This is a genomic window from Leyella stercorea (assembly GCF_019052365.1).
Classification (GTDB): Bacteria; Bacteroidota; Bacteroidia; order Bacteroidales; family Bacteroidaceae; genus Prevotella.
In genome coordinates this window covers 25422-40490 of record NZ_JAHQUY010000026.1, presented here as the reverse complement: position 1 = coordinate 40490, position 15069 = coordinate 25422, and the positions used below count along the sequence as shown (strand labels likewise).

Sequence of the window (15069 nt, the reverse complement as noted above, 5' to 3'; positions counted from 1 at the left end):
ATTAACTCCTAAGGCAAAATCAAGTATAATCTTTTGTAAAATTGCACAAAAACGCTTCATCTTTAAAGACTATTCATTAAATTTGTAGCCATAAAAACATATATATTTATGGAAAATAAAAAAGATTTGAATCGTATAAAGGTTATGTTGGCAGAGAAGAAGAAAACCAATAAATGGCTTGCTTTTGCCTTAGGAGTTAATGCCGCTACAGTTAGTAAATGGTGTACGAACTCTTCACAGCCATCACTTGAAACATTGATGAAAATTGCAGAGTTACTGGAAGTAAACTATACAGAACTTATAAGAGTCGAGCCAAAGTTATGAAAGCAAAGAATACCTTCACCATCCACACAGAACTGATGGATGGAACTCTATCAGGAGTTAGGAATATCTATATGGGGGCAAACTCTACTTGTCACCTCTACGTTATTCCACGTGATAAAATTAATGTAGCCAACGATATAGCAGACATAGCAGGTCAACCTGCTTTTTATATTTTGCTAGGTGATCCCAATGCATTAAAGCCAGAAGCATACATTGGTCAAACTACCGATTTTTCCAATCGTAAGAATGACCACGTTCAGAAGAAGGATTTCTGGAAGACAGCTCTCGTTTTTATATCAGATAATCATAAGATATATGGAGACGATGTGAAATATTTAGAGTATCTTGGCATAGAATCTGCACAAAGTGTTGAATCGTTTACCTTGCTCAATAGCTCAAATCCACGAAAGCCTAATATTGCACCGTATCGTGTTAATGATATGGAAGTCTTCTTCCGTGATATACAGTTGCTCACTCGTTTCTATGGATGCGGTATCTTTGATGCACCAGTAGCAAAGCCTCAATCAGAACATCTGTTCTATATTCACGCAACAGACCGTCCTGCAAAGGGGATTGGTTATTATGACAGAAACTCTAAACATTTTGTCCTCGTGAAAGGTTGTATCATCGCAAGTAAGGTGGTTCCAAGTTTCAAATCTGTTGCATCACGTCAGAGTTTCATTGATGAACATTGCAAAACGGAAAATGGGCAGATCATCCTTCAACACGATGTGCCTATGGACAGTCCAAGTGGTGCAAGTGGAATAATACTCGGCCGACCAAGTAATGGCTGGGATGATTGGAAGGATGCTGATGGCAATAAATTAGGTAATGCCATAGAGCGATAGGAATAAGGTAAATGAAACATGCTTCGATATCCTTCATGCCATTCTGCAGTACAATTGGTTTAATCGGAAGAAGAAGAATATATAATAGGAAAAATAATGAATTTACATTAGTGTCCCGTTAAAATCGGGACACTAATGTAAATGTAAATGTAAATAAACCTTGCAGATAAAACGGGTTAGGTTGCTAGTTAAAAAAGGATAAATGTAGGCGAGCATTTCAACCACGTGGTTGAAATGCTTAATTTTGTATTTGCTTGTTATTCTTTAAATTATGACTTTAGAGAATTGCCAAAATGGGCAATTTGTAGAAAAATTTGGATAGTTCAAACTGGAGGAAGCTATAGTGTAAACTGAACTGTGTCACGGCTCTGTTTACACTACCACAACAAAAAAAGATGGCAAGGTGTTTGACCCTGTCATCCTTCTGAAGTATGTTCGTGAATTGTTCGAAAACTCCCTATAGTTTATTCAAACACAAGCAATTTGCCTGTTAATACTTTCTTTGTACCGTTCATGTATGTCAGTATCACCTTGGTGATATTCATATTTGAAGCGTCTCCAGACACATAATAATAAGAAGTGTCCCATTCCCAACTTGCAGATTCAAACTCTCGAAGTGGTCCTGTGCCCTGGAAATGGCCGGTCTTCCTCAAATCGCCTACATCGTTGGTTACCTTGAAATATACATCGATGTACTTGATCGTATTTCTGTTGGTATTCATGTAGTTGAAATGGAATGATATACATGAATATTCAGAATCCCATCCCCAATCAGTAAAGAAGCCGTAAGGTGCTCTCTTTTTGAGACGTTTGACATACTCGTCAAGGTAATGGTATGACAGCTCACTTGTAATCATGTCATAATCCTCTGACTCATCTGTAAGGCTATCTTTGAATATTTCATAGTGATACCTGAAAGGACTGTATTCTTTCAGACTTTGGCTTAGTTCACTTTTATGTCCTGTTATATATGTGTAGCCCAGTCTGCCATCAGTTCTTGTGAAGTAATAAATGGTATCATTCTTGATTCCAATAGTGAATAATGAATCCTCAGAAAATGATTTCTCGCATTCATCACAATACAGAGACTTATTTCCTGTCGGCACCATTCTCCAGTTGTGAGTTTCCATATAGTCTGAACATTCTTTCTTCAGTTTGGCCAATCTTTCAGCTTTGAGCTTCTCTATTTTAATGGAGTCAGCCTTTGCTTTAGCTATCGAGTCTTGAATATGTCTTGTTCGTGCCTCATTTAGCGCAGTATATTTATCATCCAGCTGCTTGGAGTATTTTTGAACAAGCACATCAAGTTCATCCCCTGCTACTTGGGGGATGGACTTGTTCTTCTTGATGATCTTGGCGTAGTCCTTGGTTAGGGTGATCACAATATTGCTGTTTGAGGTCATGACATACAGATTTTGAGCTTTCTTGTCATAAGCATAGCTGCCCACAATATTGTCAACACGCTTAACCGACTTCTTGGTTACTCTTTTATAATAACCATCGCTTCCAAGTTCATAAGCAACAATTACTCTTCGCTGAGTAGAATTGCTTATAGAAAACTGGGCATGTACACCGATGGTTGCCATCACCAGCATGAATAAAACGATTATCTTTTTCATTGTCTGTCTTTGATTGAACTTATTTCTTCTTGATAAATTCGGCAAATTCTTTGCCTGTATATGTTTTCTCTTTCATCAGTTCAAGAACTGTTTTGTCCGAGAAATCGAGCCTGAGATTGGCAGTCGTTGGATATTTGACATTTGAACTCCAGAATGTGAAGTTGTATTTCTCACACGGATTCAGTGTTTTGCTGACTCTGCCAAGAGTATCGCTCATAGCAAATGATGCAACTGTTCCACAGCCAAGTGCTCTGATAGCCGTCTTAGCGGTATTGCCTGTATCTACTACATTATCAATGAGATAAGGAGTACGGTTTGTAGGCAAGTCTTTATGCCTGTAGACCCCCATGTCTTCGGCAGAAAGCGTCTAGCCTCTTTTCTTAGCATCATATTGTGAGTCTCGCTCTATACCACGAGGGCTTTAACGATAGGGAGGTGAGTATATGACGAGATAGCTCTTGCTAACTGCATGGTCTGTTCGGCTTTTCCATGATGTCCTGGAATTGGAACGAGAATCGCATTTTGAGGTAACAGCTTTGCTATCTGGCGAGCAGCATAGTCTATGGCATCATGGTCTCCATCTTTCAGTTTATATGCTACCCACCGGTTGATACCATCATAATATCTACCAGTGGATAGGAATGTGATACCGTCTGAAACAGTTTTGATTGGCTCGTTTTCTGTCATGGAGTAAATAATAACATGAATTCTGCATAACGTCTGCGCTCAATGGAAGGGATTCGTTTCCCTCGCCAATGGCAATGGTTCACATAATCGTCTCTGATGTTCCGGTTGCCTACTTCGAGTTTCTTTAAAACAGAACTTTTAGGGTATTTGTCTTTATATCCGGTCACCTTGTATGGTCCGATATTATATGATAATGCAGCAAGGAGTAGGGAGTCTTGACCATAGGAACGAAACATAGCGCATAACTCTCTGAGGTCTTTACGAAGAAGTTGCTCTGCTTCATATGTTGACATATTAGCTGAGTAACGTTCTCCAGGTCTGAGCTTATGTCCATAACCTATATAAGGATAGTCCTTAGCTCGGTGCATGCCTTCATAGAACTTGATACAGCATACCGCACGCTCGAAAGGTGGCAACTCGAATATGGATGCCGGTGTTGATGCCGGTCGCTCTGTCGGCATTCGAGCCTGGACATTCACAACCAGGCTCAGTGATATAAGCAGGAATAATATTATCTTTCTGAAAATCATTTTATCTTGAATTTGTTTATCTCGTCAATCATATTCTTGACATCGAGGTTTACACTTACGAAATTCTGATATAGGATTCGCTCCTTGGCATCCTTGGATGGGAAGGTGTAGAACTTCGGTATCTTGTAGTTCGCATAGTCAGCTTCTTCCTCAGCAATCTTCTTCATATCGAAGTCCGTCTTGCAATAGAACTTAGAGGTCTGGAACTCTGCCGACTCCTGGATGTTCATGCTGTCGCCTCGTCCGGTCTTGGTCTTAATGAAGTCACGAGCAGACTGACCGCATATCCAACCAGTTGGCATGTCTGAGATTTTACTGGCAGGAACAAGGCTGTCCATGTTCTCATTGAGATTGATGGAGGTCTTGTCACGGTCGATGGTCACACCTTTCTTTAACCCAAATCGGTCATTAGAAAATGACAAGAAGCTTTTTCTAGATAGTAGATATGTCAGTAGGTGTACATGTTGATAAGCGAGTAGAGGAGGAAGGTCTCGATATCTACGAGCATGGTTAGAGTGCATACAGCAATTGATATTACACAAAAAAAGCAGGAGTAGAACAACAATTCTACTCCTGCTTATATTTTACGCATATCTTTATCGATACACACTACTCATATCTGCTTACACAAGGTACTGTGAGCTGATGCTCTGGTTGCTGATGACGCGACGGATAGTCTCTGCGAACATGTCGGCTACAGAAAGCTGCTTTACCTTTGCGCAACGGTTAGAGTAGGGGATAGAGTCGGTGAAGACAATCTCCTCCAATGCCGAGTTCTGAACACGCTCAGATGCAGGGCCTGACATAACGCAGTGAGAAGCGCATGCTCGTACGCTCAGCGCACCAGCCTCCTTCATCACGTCGGCAGCCTTAGTGATAGTGCCGGCTGTGTCTACCATGTCGTCTACGATAATCACGTGCTTGCCCTTAACGTCGCCGATAATTTGGATGGTGTCAACAACGTTTGCACGAGCGCGGGTCTTGTTGCAGAGCACGAGCGGACAACCGAGGTACTTAGCGTAAGTGTTAGCACGCTTAGAACCGCCAACGTCAGGCGAAGCGATAACAAATTCGTCAGTCTTCAGGTTCAGACTCTGCAGATAAGGCAGAATAACACCAGAAGCGTAAAGGTGGTCAACCGGTACATCAAAGAAGCCCTGAATCTGATCTGCATGCAAGTCCATTGTGATAAGACGATCGATACCTGCAGCGCTCAGAAGGTCGGCAACAAGCTTAGCACCGATGCTAACACGTGGCTTGTCCTTACGGTCCTGACGAGCCCAGCCGAAATAAGGAATAACGGCGATGATGTGGCGTGCAGAAGCGCGCTTCGCTGCGTCAATCATAAGGAGCAACTCCATAAGATTGTCTGAATTCGGGAATGTGCTCTGAACGAGGAATACGTCGCGACCGCGGATAGACTCCTCGTACGATACTGCGAACTCGCCGTCAGAGAATCTGGTTACTACCAAATTGCCTAAAGGACAACCCAAACTTGCGCAGATCTTCTCTGCAAGGTATCTCGTGCTTGTACCTGAGAATACCAAAAAAGAGTTTTGTTCACTCATCTTAAATTGTTGTTATTTGTTAGGTTTTAATATATAAGCTTTCTTAATTTCTCAAAGTATGTTATGAGTTCTTTGTAGTCCATTTGATTGTGTATATTGAACTTGTTCCACAAATCTCCGCGGATGACAACACCGCCAAAGCCCAAGTCGCGGGCAATCTGAATATTGTCAAAGTTCATTCCACCCAAAGCATACACTTTCTTGTCAATCAAGCCCTTGTCAGAAGCTTCCTCCAGCTGGTTCATAGTGAACGTAGATGGCTCCAATGGTTCCGACTGACTGTCGAAAATGTTACCAAGAAATACATATGCCGATTGTTTTTTGAGTTCTTTAAGCTGGGCAAGGTCGCGACAAGTGCGTCCTACTTTACCTTTGTAGCCTTCGGGCACCGACTCCGCTGCGTTGTCGAGATGTATTCCTGCTAAACGATACTCATCTTTAAGATAGTAATGACCGTGTACGAATATCTTCTCGTAGGCTTTATCTGGCAGCAGCGACAATAGTCGCTCTGAATAAATCGGCGAAGTCTCTGGCTTATAAAGGTGCAAATTGTCTAACCCAACATCGAAGAGGGCTGCAAGTATTTTGTCTTCTTCCACAAAGAATGTGGATTTAGTCATTATTGCTAACTTCATAGTCCGTGTTCTAAATTTAGTGCAAATGTATGAATTTTCTATCAAACAGACAATTTTATAGACAACTATTTGTAACTGAAATGTAATTTGACCGCGTTATTCCACAAGTTTTCCGTCTTTCTGCAGGGCATGCCATACAGAATAGCGTGCTTCTGGATTGTTTTTCTCTATTTCTTCAAATATACGTTTCATCTGTGTGCGGTTGGTCTCACGTTCGTGAGGGCATGTTTTTTCCTGCTTCGCATAGCGACGTAGCATGGCATATTCTGCGATGTCCTTTTCGTGCTCCAGACACAACGGACGGATAATGGTCAGCGGCATCTTGTCCAACTTCTTTACGGCAGGCATTGTTGAGAATGAGCCTTCAAAGAAGGTATTGAGCATTGTGGTGTGAATGATATCGTCCTGATGATGTCCGAGTGCTATCTTGTTAAAGCCGTTGTCCTGCGCAAAGCGGAACAACGCCTTGCGTCTGTGCCACGAACAAAGGAAGCAAACAGGTTTATCAGAAGGAGTGGTATCGTCGAATGCAGTCTGCACGATATGCAGCTTCACGCCGTGCTCTTTGGCGAAAGACTCCAAATAAGATGTGTCTGATTCGTAGCTCACGTTCGCCATGCGCACATGTACGGCTTCTACCTCTATCCGCGGCTTGTAAATGCGCTGTCGCTGTGCAAGCATCTCAAGCAGACAAAGCGAATCTTTACCGCCTGAGAGACCGATAAGTATGCGGTCACCGTCAGAGAGCATAGAGAAGTCTGTTAGGGCTTTCTGAAAACGCTTGTATAGCTTATGGTATAGAATTTGTTCGGGAGTCTTCGGCATGGCTTCTTATTTGAAAACAAGATATACTGCCGCTACGAGGAATACAAAGGCAAGCAGATGATTCCATCTCAGCGATTCGCCCTGGAACATGACGTTGGCTATCACGGCAAAGACAATGAGGCTGACGCATTCCTGCACAACCTTCAGCTGTACGAGTGAGAACGGTCCTCCGTTGCCTTGAAAGCCGATACGATTGGCTGGCACCTGGCAGCAATATTCAAAGAAGGCTATCATCCACGAGAATACGATGACGCCTATAAGCGGCCAATGGCTCGACGTGCCAGTCTGCTGTAGCTTGAGATGTCCGTACCAGGCTAAAGTCATAAAGATGTTACTTAATATTAGAAGAATTATTGTGTAGAATCCTGACATTGTGTTTCCTTTCAATTATTATTCTCGTAAGTTGTCATTTTTGTCAGAAATAAAGGAGCCGGTTGCTTTATTCCGACTCCTTTATTTCGTTCGTTATTTTTCGTTATCTGTTTGTTATCCGTTCATTGTCTTATCCTCTGAGCTTCTCGTCCATAGACGCAGCAGCTCTTCTGCCGTCGCCCATAGCAAGGATAACGGTAGCTCCGCCACGAACGATGTCGCCACCTGCGAAGATTTCCGGACGCGAACTCTGCATCTGGTCGTTAACGGCGATAGTGTTTTTTCTGCCAAGCTCAAGACCTTCGATCGACTTCGGAACAAGTGGGTTTGGAGATACGCCAACTGCAACGATTACCTGATCGACATCGAGTGTTACGGTCTTGCCCTCAACCGGCACCGGTGAGCGGCGTCCGCTTGCATCAGGCTCTCCAAGTTCCATAACCTGAAGCACGGCTGCCTTCACGGCGCCCTTCTCGTCAGCGATATATTCTATCGGGTTGTGCAACGTGAGGAAATTGATACCTTCCTCCTTTGCATGCTTCACCTCCTCAAGACGTGCCGGCATCTCTGCCTCAGAACGACGATATACAAGAGTTACGTCGCCACCCAAGCGCTTAGCAGTACGGCAAGAGTCCATAGCGGTGTTGCCGCCGCCTACGACGAGTACATGCTTGCCTATATTAAGAGGTGTATCTGCGAGCGGGTTGGCTGCATCCATGAGGTTGACGCGAGTGAGATACTCGTTAGACGACATGATGTTCAGCGCATTCTCGCCCTTGATGTTCATAAAGTTGGGTAGACCAGCACCCGATCCAACGAAGATACCCTTGAAACCTTCAGATTCGAGCTGGTCGACAGTTATCGTCTTTCCAACTATGCAGTCGGTATGGAACTCAACGCCCATCTTCTTCAGATTCTCTATCTCAACATCCACGATGTGATTAGGCAGACGGAACTCTGGAATACCATATTTCAATACGCCGCCAATCTCGTGCAACGCCTCGAAGACATGAACCTCGTAGCCCTTCTTCGCCATGTCGCCAGCAAAGCTGAGTCCTGAAGGACCACTACCAACTACAGCCACCTTTATGCCGTTCTTCGGAGCAAGGTCGGGCAGAGCGATGTTGCCGCTTTCGCGCTCGAAGTCGGCTGCGAAACGCTCCAGGTAGCCGATAGCTACAGCCGGTTCGTTCATCTTCAGATGGATACACTTGCTCTCGCATTGCTTCTCCTGCGGACATACACGACCGCAGACAGCAGGCAGAGCAGATGTGCTCTTAAGAACCTTGGCAGCAGCGAGGAACTGTCCGCGCTCGATGTTCTTGATGAACGACGGTATATTGATGTTAACCGGGCAGCCTTCTACACAAGCTGGCTTTCCGCAGTCGAGACAACGATGAGCCTCGCGTACAGCCATCTGCTTTGTCAAGCCCTTGTTTACTTCCTCGGTACGTGTGGTTGCACGATATACTGGGTCAAGCTCAGGCATTGTTACACGCTCTATAGCCTTGCGCTCTGCAGGCTTCATTGCAGCTCGAAGCTCCTTACGCCATTCCGAATCGCGATTGGTGAGTTCTTCGATGGTTTCGGTTGTCGGCTCTACATCCATGCAAGTCTCGCAAGTGTGAAGTTCCTCTTGCTTTGCAAAGCCACGCAAATGCTCTTCGTAATGCTCCATCTCTTCGCGTTCTGCATCGCGGAAAGTGCCCATACGCTTGAACATCTCGTCCCAATCGACAAGCGAACCGTCAAATTCCGGTCCATCGATACATACGAACTTGGTCTTGTCGCCAATAGAGAGTCGGCAAGCACCGCACATGCCCGTGCCATCAACCATGATAGTATTGAGCGATACCTCAACCGGTACGTTATACTTCTGTGCCATGAGGCAGCAGAACTTCATCATGATAGGAGGACCAATTGCGAACACTTTGTCCACATGCTCCTCTTGAGTGATGAACTTCTCGATACCTACGGTCACAACACCCTTTTCGCCATACGAACCATCGTCGGTCATGATGATGAGTTCGTCAGAACTCTGGCGAACTTCGTCTTCGAGAATAACAAGTTCTTTAGAACGACCTGCGATAACCGAAAGCACACGGTTGCCAGCAGCCTTCAACGCACGGATGATAGGAAGCATTGGAGCTACGCCAACGCCACCACCAGCACATACTACAGTTCCGAAGTTTTCTATATGGGTAGGGTTGCCGAGCGGTCCTACAACGTCGGTGATGTAGTCACCCTCGTTAAGATCGCACAGCTTTGTTGATGACAATCCAACTTTCTGCACCACAATAGTGATAGTGCCATGCTCAATGCTTGCATCAGCAATAGTAAGCGGCACACGCTCGCCATTCTCGCCAACTCTGACGATAATGAAGTTACCAGCCTTACGGCTCTTGGCAATCAATGGTGCTTCGATTTCAAAAAGGAATACCTTTTCAGAAAGTTGCTTTTTAAGGACAATTTTGTTCATAGGTAGTAACGGATTAGATTTGTTGATGTTTGCTTTGTAGATGAATTAAAACAAAAATTTGAGAGCTACGACTGCCTGTTGTTGTACGTGTAAATATCATACGCTTTCGCAACGTGCAAATCTTAACTCTCAAATCTCTGTTGTAATTAATTAAAAGTTCTTATCGTCGAGCATCTCGAAACCGCAGTATGGTACGAGTACCTTCGGTACACGGATGCCTTCAGGTGTCTGGTTGTTCTCGATGATTGCAGCCACTATACGCGGCAAAGCGAGTGCAGAACCATTGAGAGTGTGGCAAAGCTCGGTCTTCTTTGTCTCCGAATTGCGATAGCGGCAATGCAGACGATTTGCCTGATAGCTCTCGAAGTTAGATACGGAAGAAACCTCAAGCCAACGCTTCTGTGCGGCGCTCCATACCTCGAAGTCGTAGCAGATAGCAGATGTGAAGCTCATGTCACCACCGCAAAGACGCAGGATGTGGTAGGGGAGTTCGAGCTTCTTAAGCAGGCCCTCTACATGGTCGAGCATCTCGTTGAGCGACTGGTATGAATGCTCAGGCTTGTCGATGCGTACAATCTCTACCTTGTCGAATTGATGCAGACGGTTCAGACCGCGAACGTCCTTGCCGTAAGATCCAGCCTCACGACGGAAGCAAGCAGAGTAAGCGCAACGCTTGATAGGCAGATCTTTCTCGTCGAGTATCTCGTCGCGGAAGATGTTTGTCACTGGCACCTCGGCTGTAGGGATAAGGTAGAGGTTGTCGAGCTGGCACTGGTACATCTGAGCCTCCTTATCAGGAAGCTGACCGGTACCGTAACCAGAAGCCTCGTTCACAACGTAAGGAGGCTGTACCTCAAGGTAGCCACTCTTGCGAGCTTCATCAAGGAAGAACGCCTCAAGAGCACGCTGCAAGCGAGCCATCTTGCCTACATAGATAGGGAAGCCGGCACCTGTAATCTTAACGCCCAAATCAAAGTCGATAAGATTGAACTTTTTGCAAAGATCCCAGTGGCACATAGCGTCCTCCGGGAGATTCGGCATTTCACCACCTTCCTTAACGACAACGTTGTCGCTTGCGTCCTTGCCTTCCGGAACATCATCGTTCGGGATGTTAGGAATAGTGCAAAGCTTAGCCACGAGGTCTTTCTCTGCCTGTGCCTTTGTTTCTTCAAGCTGTTTGTTCACTTCTTTAAGAGAAGATACTTTTTTCTTTATTTCTTCAGCCTCTTCTTTGTTGCCCTGTTTCATAAGAGTACCGATTTGGGCTGCCATCTTCTTTGCTTCTGCAAGGTTCGAGTCAAGTTCCTGCTGTGTCTCGCGACGACGCTTGTCGATTGCGAGCACTTCGTTAATGGCTTCCTCAGCACCCTTGAAGTGCTTCTTGTTCAAACCGCGGATAACACGTTCTGTTTCCTCACTGATGAGTTTAAGTGTAAGCATATCTGAAATATTAATTATAAAATTCTTCGTTATCTTATTCGAGATACAAAATTACATAAAAAATATTTCTTACGGCATAAAAACTAATAAAAAACTAAGAATTTATTAGTGTACGGAAGGGTAGTAATGTATAAAAAGCATTAATCCCAATCCTCAAGTGTATGAGGATTGGGATTAATATGTTTGTTTGGAATAGTTTTTTTATTAAATTTAAGCCTCTGCTTCAGGTATTACAGACACAGTGCTCTTGTCCTTGCGACCCTTGCGGAAGTTAACGACGCCGTCAACCAATGCATAGAGTGTGTCATCCTTACCAATACCTACGTTCAGGCCCGGGTTGTGCTTTGTACCGCGCTGGCGAACGATGATGTTGCCTGCGATGCACTTCTGGCCACCCCAGATTTTAACGCCTAATCTTTGAGAAGCTGATTCACGTCCGTTCTTAGAACTACCTACACCTTTCTTATGTGCCATTTCTTGTTCCTCCTAAATTTAAGCGATTACTTCTTTGATTGCAACTTCTGTGAACTGTGCGCGGTGACCATTCTTCTTGCGATAGTCCTTGCGACGCTTCATCTTGAATACGATGACCTTGTCACCCTTTACAAGAGGATTTACAACTTCACATACAACTTTAGCACCTTCTACGGCAGGTGCACCTACCTGTACTGAACCTTCCTTGTCAACAAGCAGTACCTTGTTGAATTCAACAGTCTGGCCTTCCTGAGCGTCCTTGATGTGGTGAACGAAGAGCTTCTTGCCCTGCTCTGCCTTGAACTGCTGACCGTTAATCTCTACGATTGCGTACATTTATTTATTTATATAAACGGGTTTTTCCGCAAGGCGTGCAAGCATCGTGCCGCAACTTCTTTGAGCCTTTACGGACTAAATCGGCTGCAAAGGTACAAATTATTTATATTATTAGGTATATTAGGTAATATAAAATTTAAAAAGTTTAACAAATTAAGCACCTGATTAACTGAGTTTTATATAAAATGGGGCATATAATGCAAAAACGAGCAGACAGATAAGCGTTATTGACAGCATTTATAGAATGCCATAAAAACACTTATTTGGCTACTCGTCTTCTTATTTACATGTCAACTCGTATACTTGTATACTCGTCAACTTGAATATTATTAGTCAAGCCACTTAACGTAGCAGAAGTCCTCACGATGAACGAGGTTCTCGTTCTTCGGGTACATACGTACGCAGCTCTTGAATGCACCAGCTACATCAGGCTCGAATGTAGCCTCGAATGTGTAGTTGTTGCCCTCGCGACCTACCATCTTGAACTCGCGCTTGCTGAAGATGTGTTCCTCACCATTCTTGTCAGTCTTGATAGATACAAGCTCAAGACCTACTGCGTCGTTCAAGCCCTGCTCGTCGATAACGTAGCGGAGAGTGTACTCTTTACCAGTCTCAGCTGCGCTGAGTGCAGAGTCGTCTTTGCTAACCACGCGGATAGCGTCCCAACGCTCAGCAACGGTCTCCTTCCAAGCAGCGAGCTCCTTAGCGAGACGGTTGTTGTTGGCTGCGAGCTTCTTGAAGTTAGCTGCCTCCTTGCTGTAGAACTTGTCATAGTAGTCGTCAAGCTGACGCTTCATTGTATAGTGAGGAGCGATAGTTGCGATAGAGTTCTTGATTGTCTTGATCCAACCCTCGCTGAAACCCTGCTCGTTACGGTTGTAGTAGAGCGGCAGAATCTCGTTCTCGAGCAGCGAGTAGATAGTAGCTGCGTCGAGCTGATCCTGATAGCCCTGGTTCTGGTATGTGCGCTCCTGCTTGAGAGCCCAACCAGCACCCTCGCGGTAGCCTTCAACCCACCAGCCGTCGAGAACTGAGAGGTTTACAACGCCGTTCATCTCAGCCTTCTCGCCTGATGTACCAGAAGCCTCGAGCGGACGTGTCGGAGTGTTCATCCAAATATCAACGCCAGAAACAAGGCGACGAGCGAGCTGCATGTCGTAGTCCTCGAGGAAGATGATCTTGCCGAGGAATTCAGGACGCTGGCTTATCTCGAAGATCTTCTTGATCAGACCCTGACCAGCACCGTCAGCCGGGTGAGCCTTACCAGAGAAGATAAACTTAACCGGACGCTCCGGGTTGTTCACGATCTTAGAAAGGCGCTCCAGGTCGGTGAAGAGGAGGTGAGCACGCTTGTATGTAGCGAAGCGGCGGCAGAAGCCGATGTAGAGAGCGTTCGGTGTGATGCTGTCGAGGAGAGCAACAACACGTGAAGGGTCGCCCTGGTTCTTCAACCATGTAGCAGCAAACTTTTCGCGGATGTAGTTAACGAGCTTCTTCTTCAGCGCCATACGTGTCTCCCAAATCTCTGCGTCTGGCACATTGTAGATAGCGTGCCACAGGCTCTCGTTGCACTGGTCGTAGATGTAGTTCTTGTCGAAATACTTAGCGTATACCTTGCGCCACTCTGTTGCAGTCCATGTCGGGAAGTGAACGCCGTTTGTTACGTAGCCTACGTGGCTCTCCTCAGGATAGTAACCCTTCCAGATCGGAGCAAACATGCGCTGGCTCACCCAACCGTGGAGCTTACTTACGCCGTTAACCTCCTGGCAAGTGTTGCAAGCGAAGGTTGACATACAGAAGCGCTCTGAGTGATCCTCAGGGTTTGTACGACCCATGCCAATGAACTCGTCCCATGTGATGCCGAGCATCTGCGGAAAACCGCCCATGTACTTGCCGAAGAGCGACTCGTCGAAGTAGTCGTGACCAGCCGGTACCGGAGTGTGAACAGTATAGAGTGAAGAAGCGCGAACGAGCTCGAGAGCCTCGTTGAACGACAGACCTTCCTTAATGTAGTCGATAAGACGCTGGAGGTTGCAGAGAGCTGCGTGGCCCTCGTTGCAGTGGTAGATCTCCTTCTTGATGCCGAGCTTCTTGAGTGTGAGTATACCGCCGATACCGAGGAGAATCTCCTGCTTCAGACGGTTCTCGTTGTCGCCACCATAGAGAGCGTGTGTAATCGGGCGGTCGAACTCAGAGTTCATATCGTTGTCTGTATCGAGCAAGTAGAGCTTGATGCGACCAACGTTCATAGCCCATACGTATGCGTGAACCTGATAGTTCATGTAAGGTACGTCAACAACCATCGGCTGGCCGTTCTCGTCGAGCACGCGCTCTACTGGCAGAGAGTTGAAGTTCTGAGCGTCGTACTTAGCGATCTGCTGACCGTCCATAGACAAAGTCTGCTTGAAGTAGCCGTAACGATAGAGGAAGCCTACACCGCACATGTTTACGTTAGAGTCAGAAGCCTCCTTCATATAGTCGCCTGCAAGCATACCGAGACCACCAGAGTAGATCTTCACAACCTGGTTGATACCGTACTCCATACAGAAGTAAGCCACAGATGGACGTGTTGCGTCTGGCTTAACATCCATGTAGTCGCGGAACTTCTTGTATACCTGCTTAACCGATTCCATGATGGCCTTATCCTTCACGATAGCCTCCTTGCGCTCATAGCTCAGACGGTCGAGAAGCATTACCGGGTTGTGACCAACCTCTTCATAGAGATCGCTGTCAAGGCTCTTCCACATGTTGCGAGCCTCATAGTTCCACGCCCACCACATGTTATGTGCGAGCTCATCAAGACACTTCAACTCTGAGGGAAGTGTAGACTTGACGTTTACCTCCTTCCACTGAGGAGCGTTAGCATAGTCTGCTTTGATTTTCATAAGTTATTAATTATTATTTATTTAGTTGTATTTTTCTTACCTTTTAA

15 protein-coding genes and 1 pseudogene are annotated in these 15069 nt (G+C 45.4%); 2 read left to right on the top strand and 14 right to left on the bottom strand.

Annotated features, from left to right (window positions below):
* The first annotated feature begins 108 nt into the window (after window positions 1-108).
* Window positions 109-324 carry a helix-turn-helix transcriptional regulator gene (locus KTQ90_RS06535; protein ID WP_217317672.1) on the top strand — a complete coding sequence of 72 codons (216 nt, stop codon included), beginning with the start codon at window positions 109-111 and terminating at the stop codon, window positions 322-324.
* The gene (locus KTQ90_RS06530; RefSeq protein WP_217317671.1) at window positions 321-1172 is read left to right on the top strand and encodes a GIY-YIG nuclease family protein; all 852 of its coding nucleotides are present in this window, start codon (window positions 321-323) and stop codon (window positions 1170-1172) included. The genes KTQ90_RS06535 and KTQ90_RS06530 overlap by 4 nt, the downstream gene beginning before the upstream one ends.
* 464 nt (window positions 1173-1636) lie before the next feature.
* Here KTQ90_RS06530 and KTQ90_RS06525 read toward each other — a convergent pair whose 3' ends face one another.
* The 14 genes and pseudogenes from KTQ90_RS06525 to glgP form a co-directional block, all read right to left on the bottom strand.
* Complete coding sequence (locus KTQ90_RS06525; RefSeq protein ID WP_217317670.1) at window positions 1637-2791, bottom strand: hypothetical protein; 1155 nt, start codon at window positions 2789-2791, stop codon at window positions 1637-1639.
* A gap of 19 nt (window positions 2792-2810) precedes the next feature.
* On the bottom strand, window positions 2811-3140 hold the full coding sequence (locus KTQ90_RS06520) for a hypothetical protein (RefSeq protein WP_217317669.1): 330 nt from the start codon (window positions 3138-3140) through the stop codon (window positions 2811-2813).
* A 56-nt stretch (window positions 3141-3196) separates the two neighbouring features.
* Entirely contained in the window at window positions 3197-3478 is a 282-nt protein-coding gene (locus tag KTQ90_RS06515; protein ID WP_217317668.1) for a hypothetical protein, read from the bottom strand.
* A complete protein-coding gene (locus KTQ90_RS13720; RefSeq protein ID WP_217348246.1) occupies window positions 3475-4008 on the bottom strand; it encodes a glycoside hydrolase family protein in 534 nt (177 codons plus the stop codon). Before KTQ90_RS13720 ends, KTQ90_RS06515 begins: the two co-directional genes overlap by 4 nt.
* A pseudogene (locus KTQ90_RS06510) lies at window positions 4005-4421 on the bottom strand (type IV secretory system conjugative DNA transfer family protein); the annotation flags it as partial. The gene KTQ90_RS13720 and the pseudogene KTQ90_RS06510, both read right to left, overlap by 4 nt.
* A 210-nt stretch (window positions 4422-4631) precedes the next feature.
* Window positions 4632-5576, bottom strand: a complete 945-nt coding sequence (locus tag KTQ90_RS06505) for a ribose-phosphate pyrophosphokinase (protein ID WP_022159050.1) — start codon at window positions 5574-5576, stop codon at window positions 4632-4634.
* A 26-nt stretch (window positions 5577-5602) separates the two neighbouring features.
* Window positions 5603-6211, bottom strand: coding sequence for a thiamine phosphate synthase (locus KTQ90_RS06500; protein WP_022159049.1), 609 nt, complete (start codon window positions 6209-6211; stop codon window positions 5603-5605).
* A 96-nt stretch (window positions 6212-6307) separates the two neighbouring features.
* Window positions 6308-6961: a tRNA 2-thiocytidine biosynthesis TtcA family protein gene (locus KTQ90_RS06495; RefSeq protein WP_369681089.1), complete on the bottom strand. Its 654-nt coding sequence runs from the start codon at window positions 6959-6961 to the stop codon at window positions 6308-6310.
* Between the two features lie 81 nt (window positions 6962-7042).
* Complete coding sequence (locus tag KTQ90_RS06490) at window positions 7043-7408, bottom strand: DMT family protein (protein ID WP_007900267.1); 366 nt, start codon at window positions 7406-7408, stop codon at window positions 7043-7045.
* 130 nt (window positions 7409-7538) lie between these two features.
* Entirely contained in the window at window positions 7539-9887 is a 2349-nt protein-coding gene (locus KTQ90_RS06485) for a bifunctional dihydroorotate dehydrogenase B NAD binding subunit/NADPH-dependent glutamate synthase (RefSeq protein ID WP_217317666.1), read from the bottom strand.
* Between the two features lie 150 nt (window positions 9888-10037).
* Window positions 10038-11327, bottom strand: coding sequence for a serine--tRNA ligase (gene serS / locus KTQ90_RS06480; RefSeq protein WP_022159046.1), 1290 nt, complete (start codon window positions 11325-11327; stop codon window positions 10038-10040).
* A gap of 210 nt (window positions 11328-11537) precedes the next feature.
* On the bottom strand, window positions 11538-11801 hold the full coding sequence (rpmA, locus tag KTQ90_RS06475; RefSeq protein ID WP_007900273.1) for a 50S ribosomal protein L27: 264 nt from the start codon (window positions 11799-11801) through the stop codon (window positions 11538-11540).
* 18 nt (window positions 11802-11819) lie between these two features.
* The gene (gene rplU / locus KTQ90_RS06470; protein WP_007900274.1) at window positions 11820-12137 is read right to left on the bottom strand and encodes a 50S ribosomal protein L21; all 318 of its coding nucleotides are present in this window, start codon (window positions 12135-12137) and stop codon (window positions 11820-11822) included.
* Window positions 12138-12466: 329 nt separating this feature from the next.
* Window positions 12467-15022: an alpha-glucan family phosphorylase gene (gene glgP / locus KTQ90_RS06465; RefSeq protein ID WP_217317665.1), complete on the bottom strand. Its 2556-nt coding sequence runs from the start codon at window positions 15020-15022 to the stop codon at window positions 12467-12469.
* Between the last annotated feature and the right edge of the window lie 47 nt (window positions 15023-15069).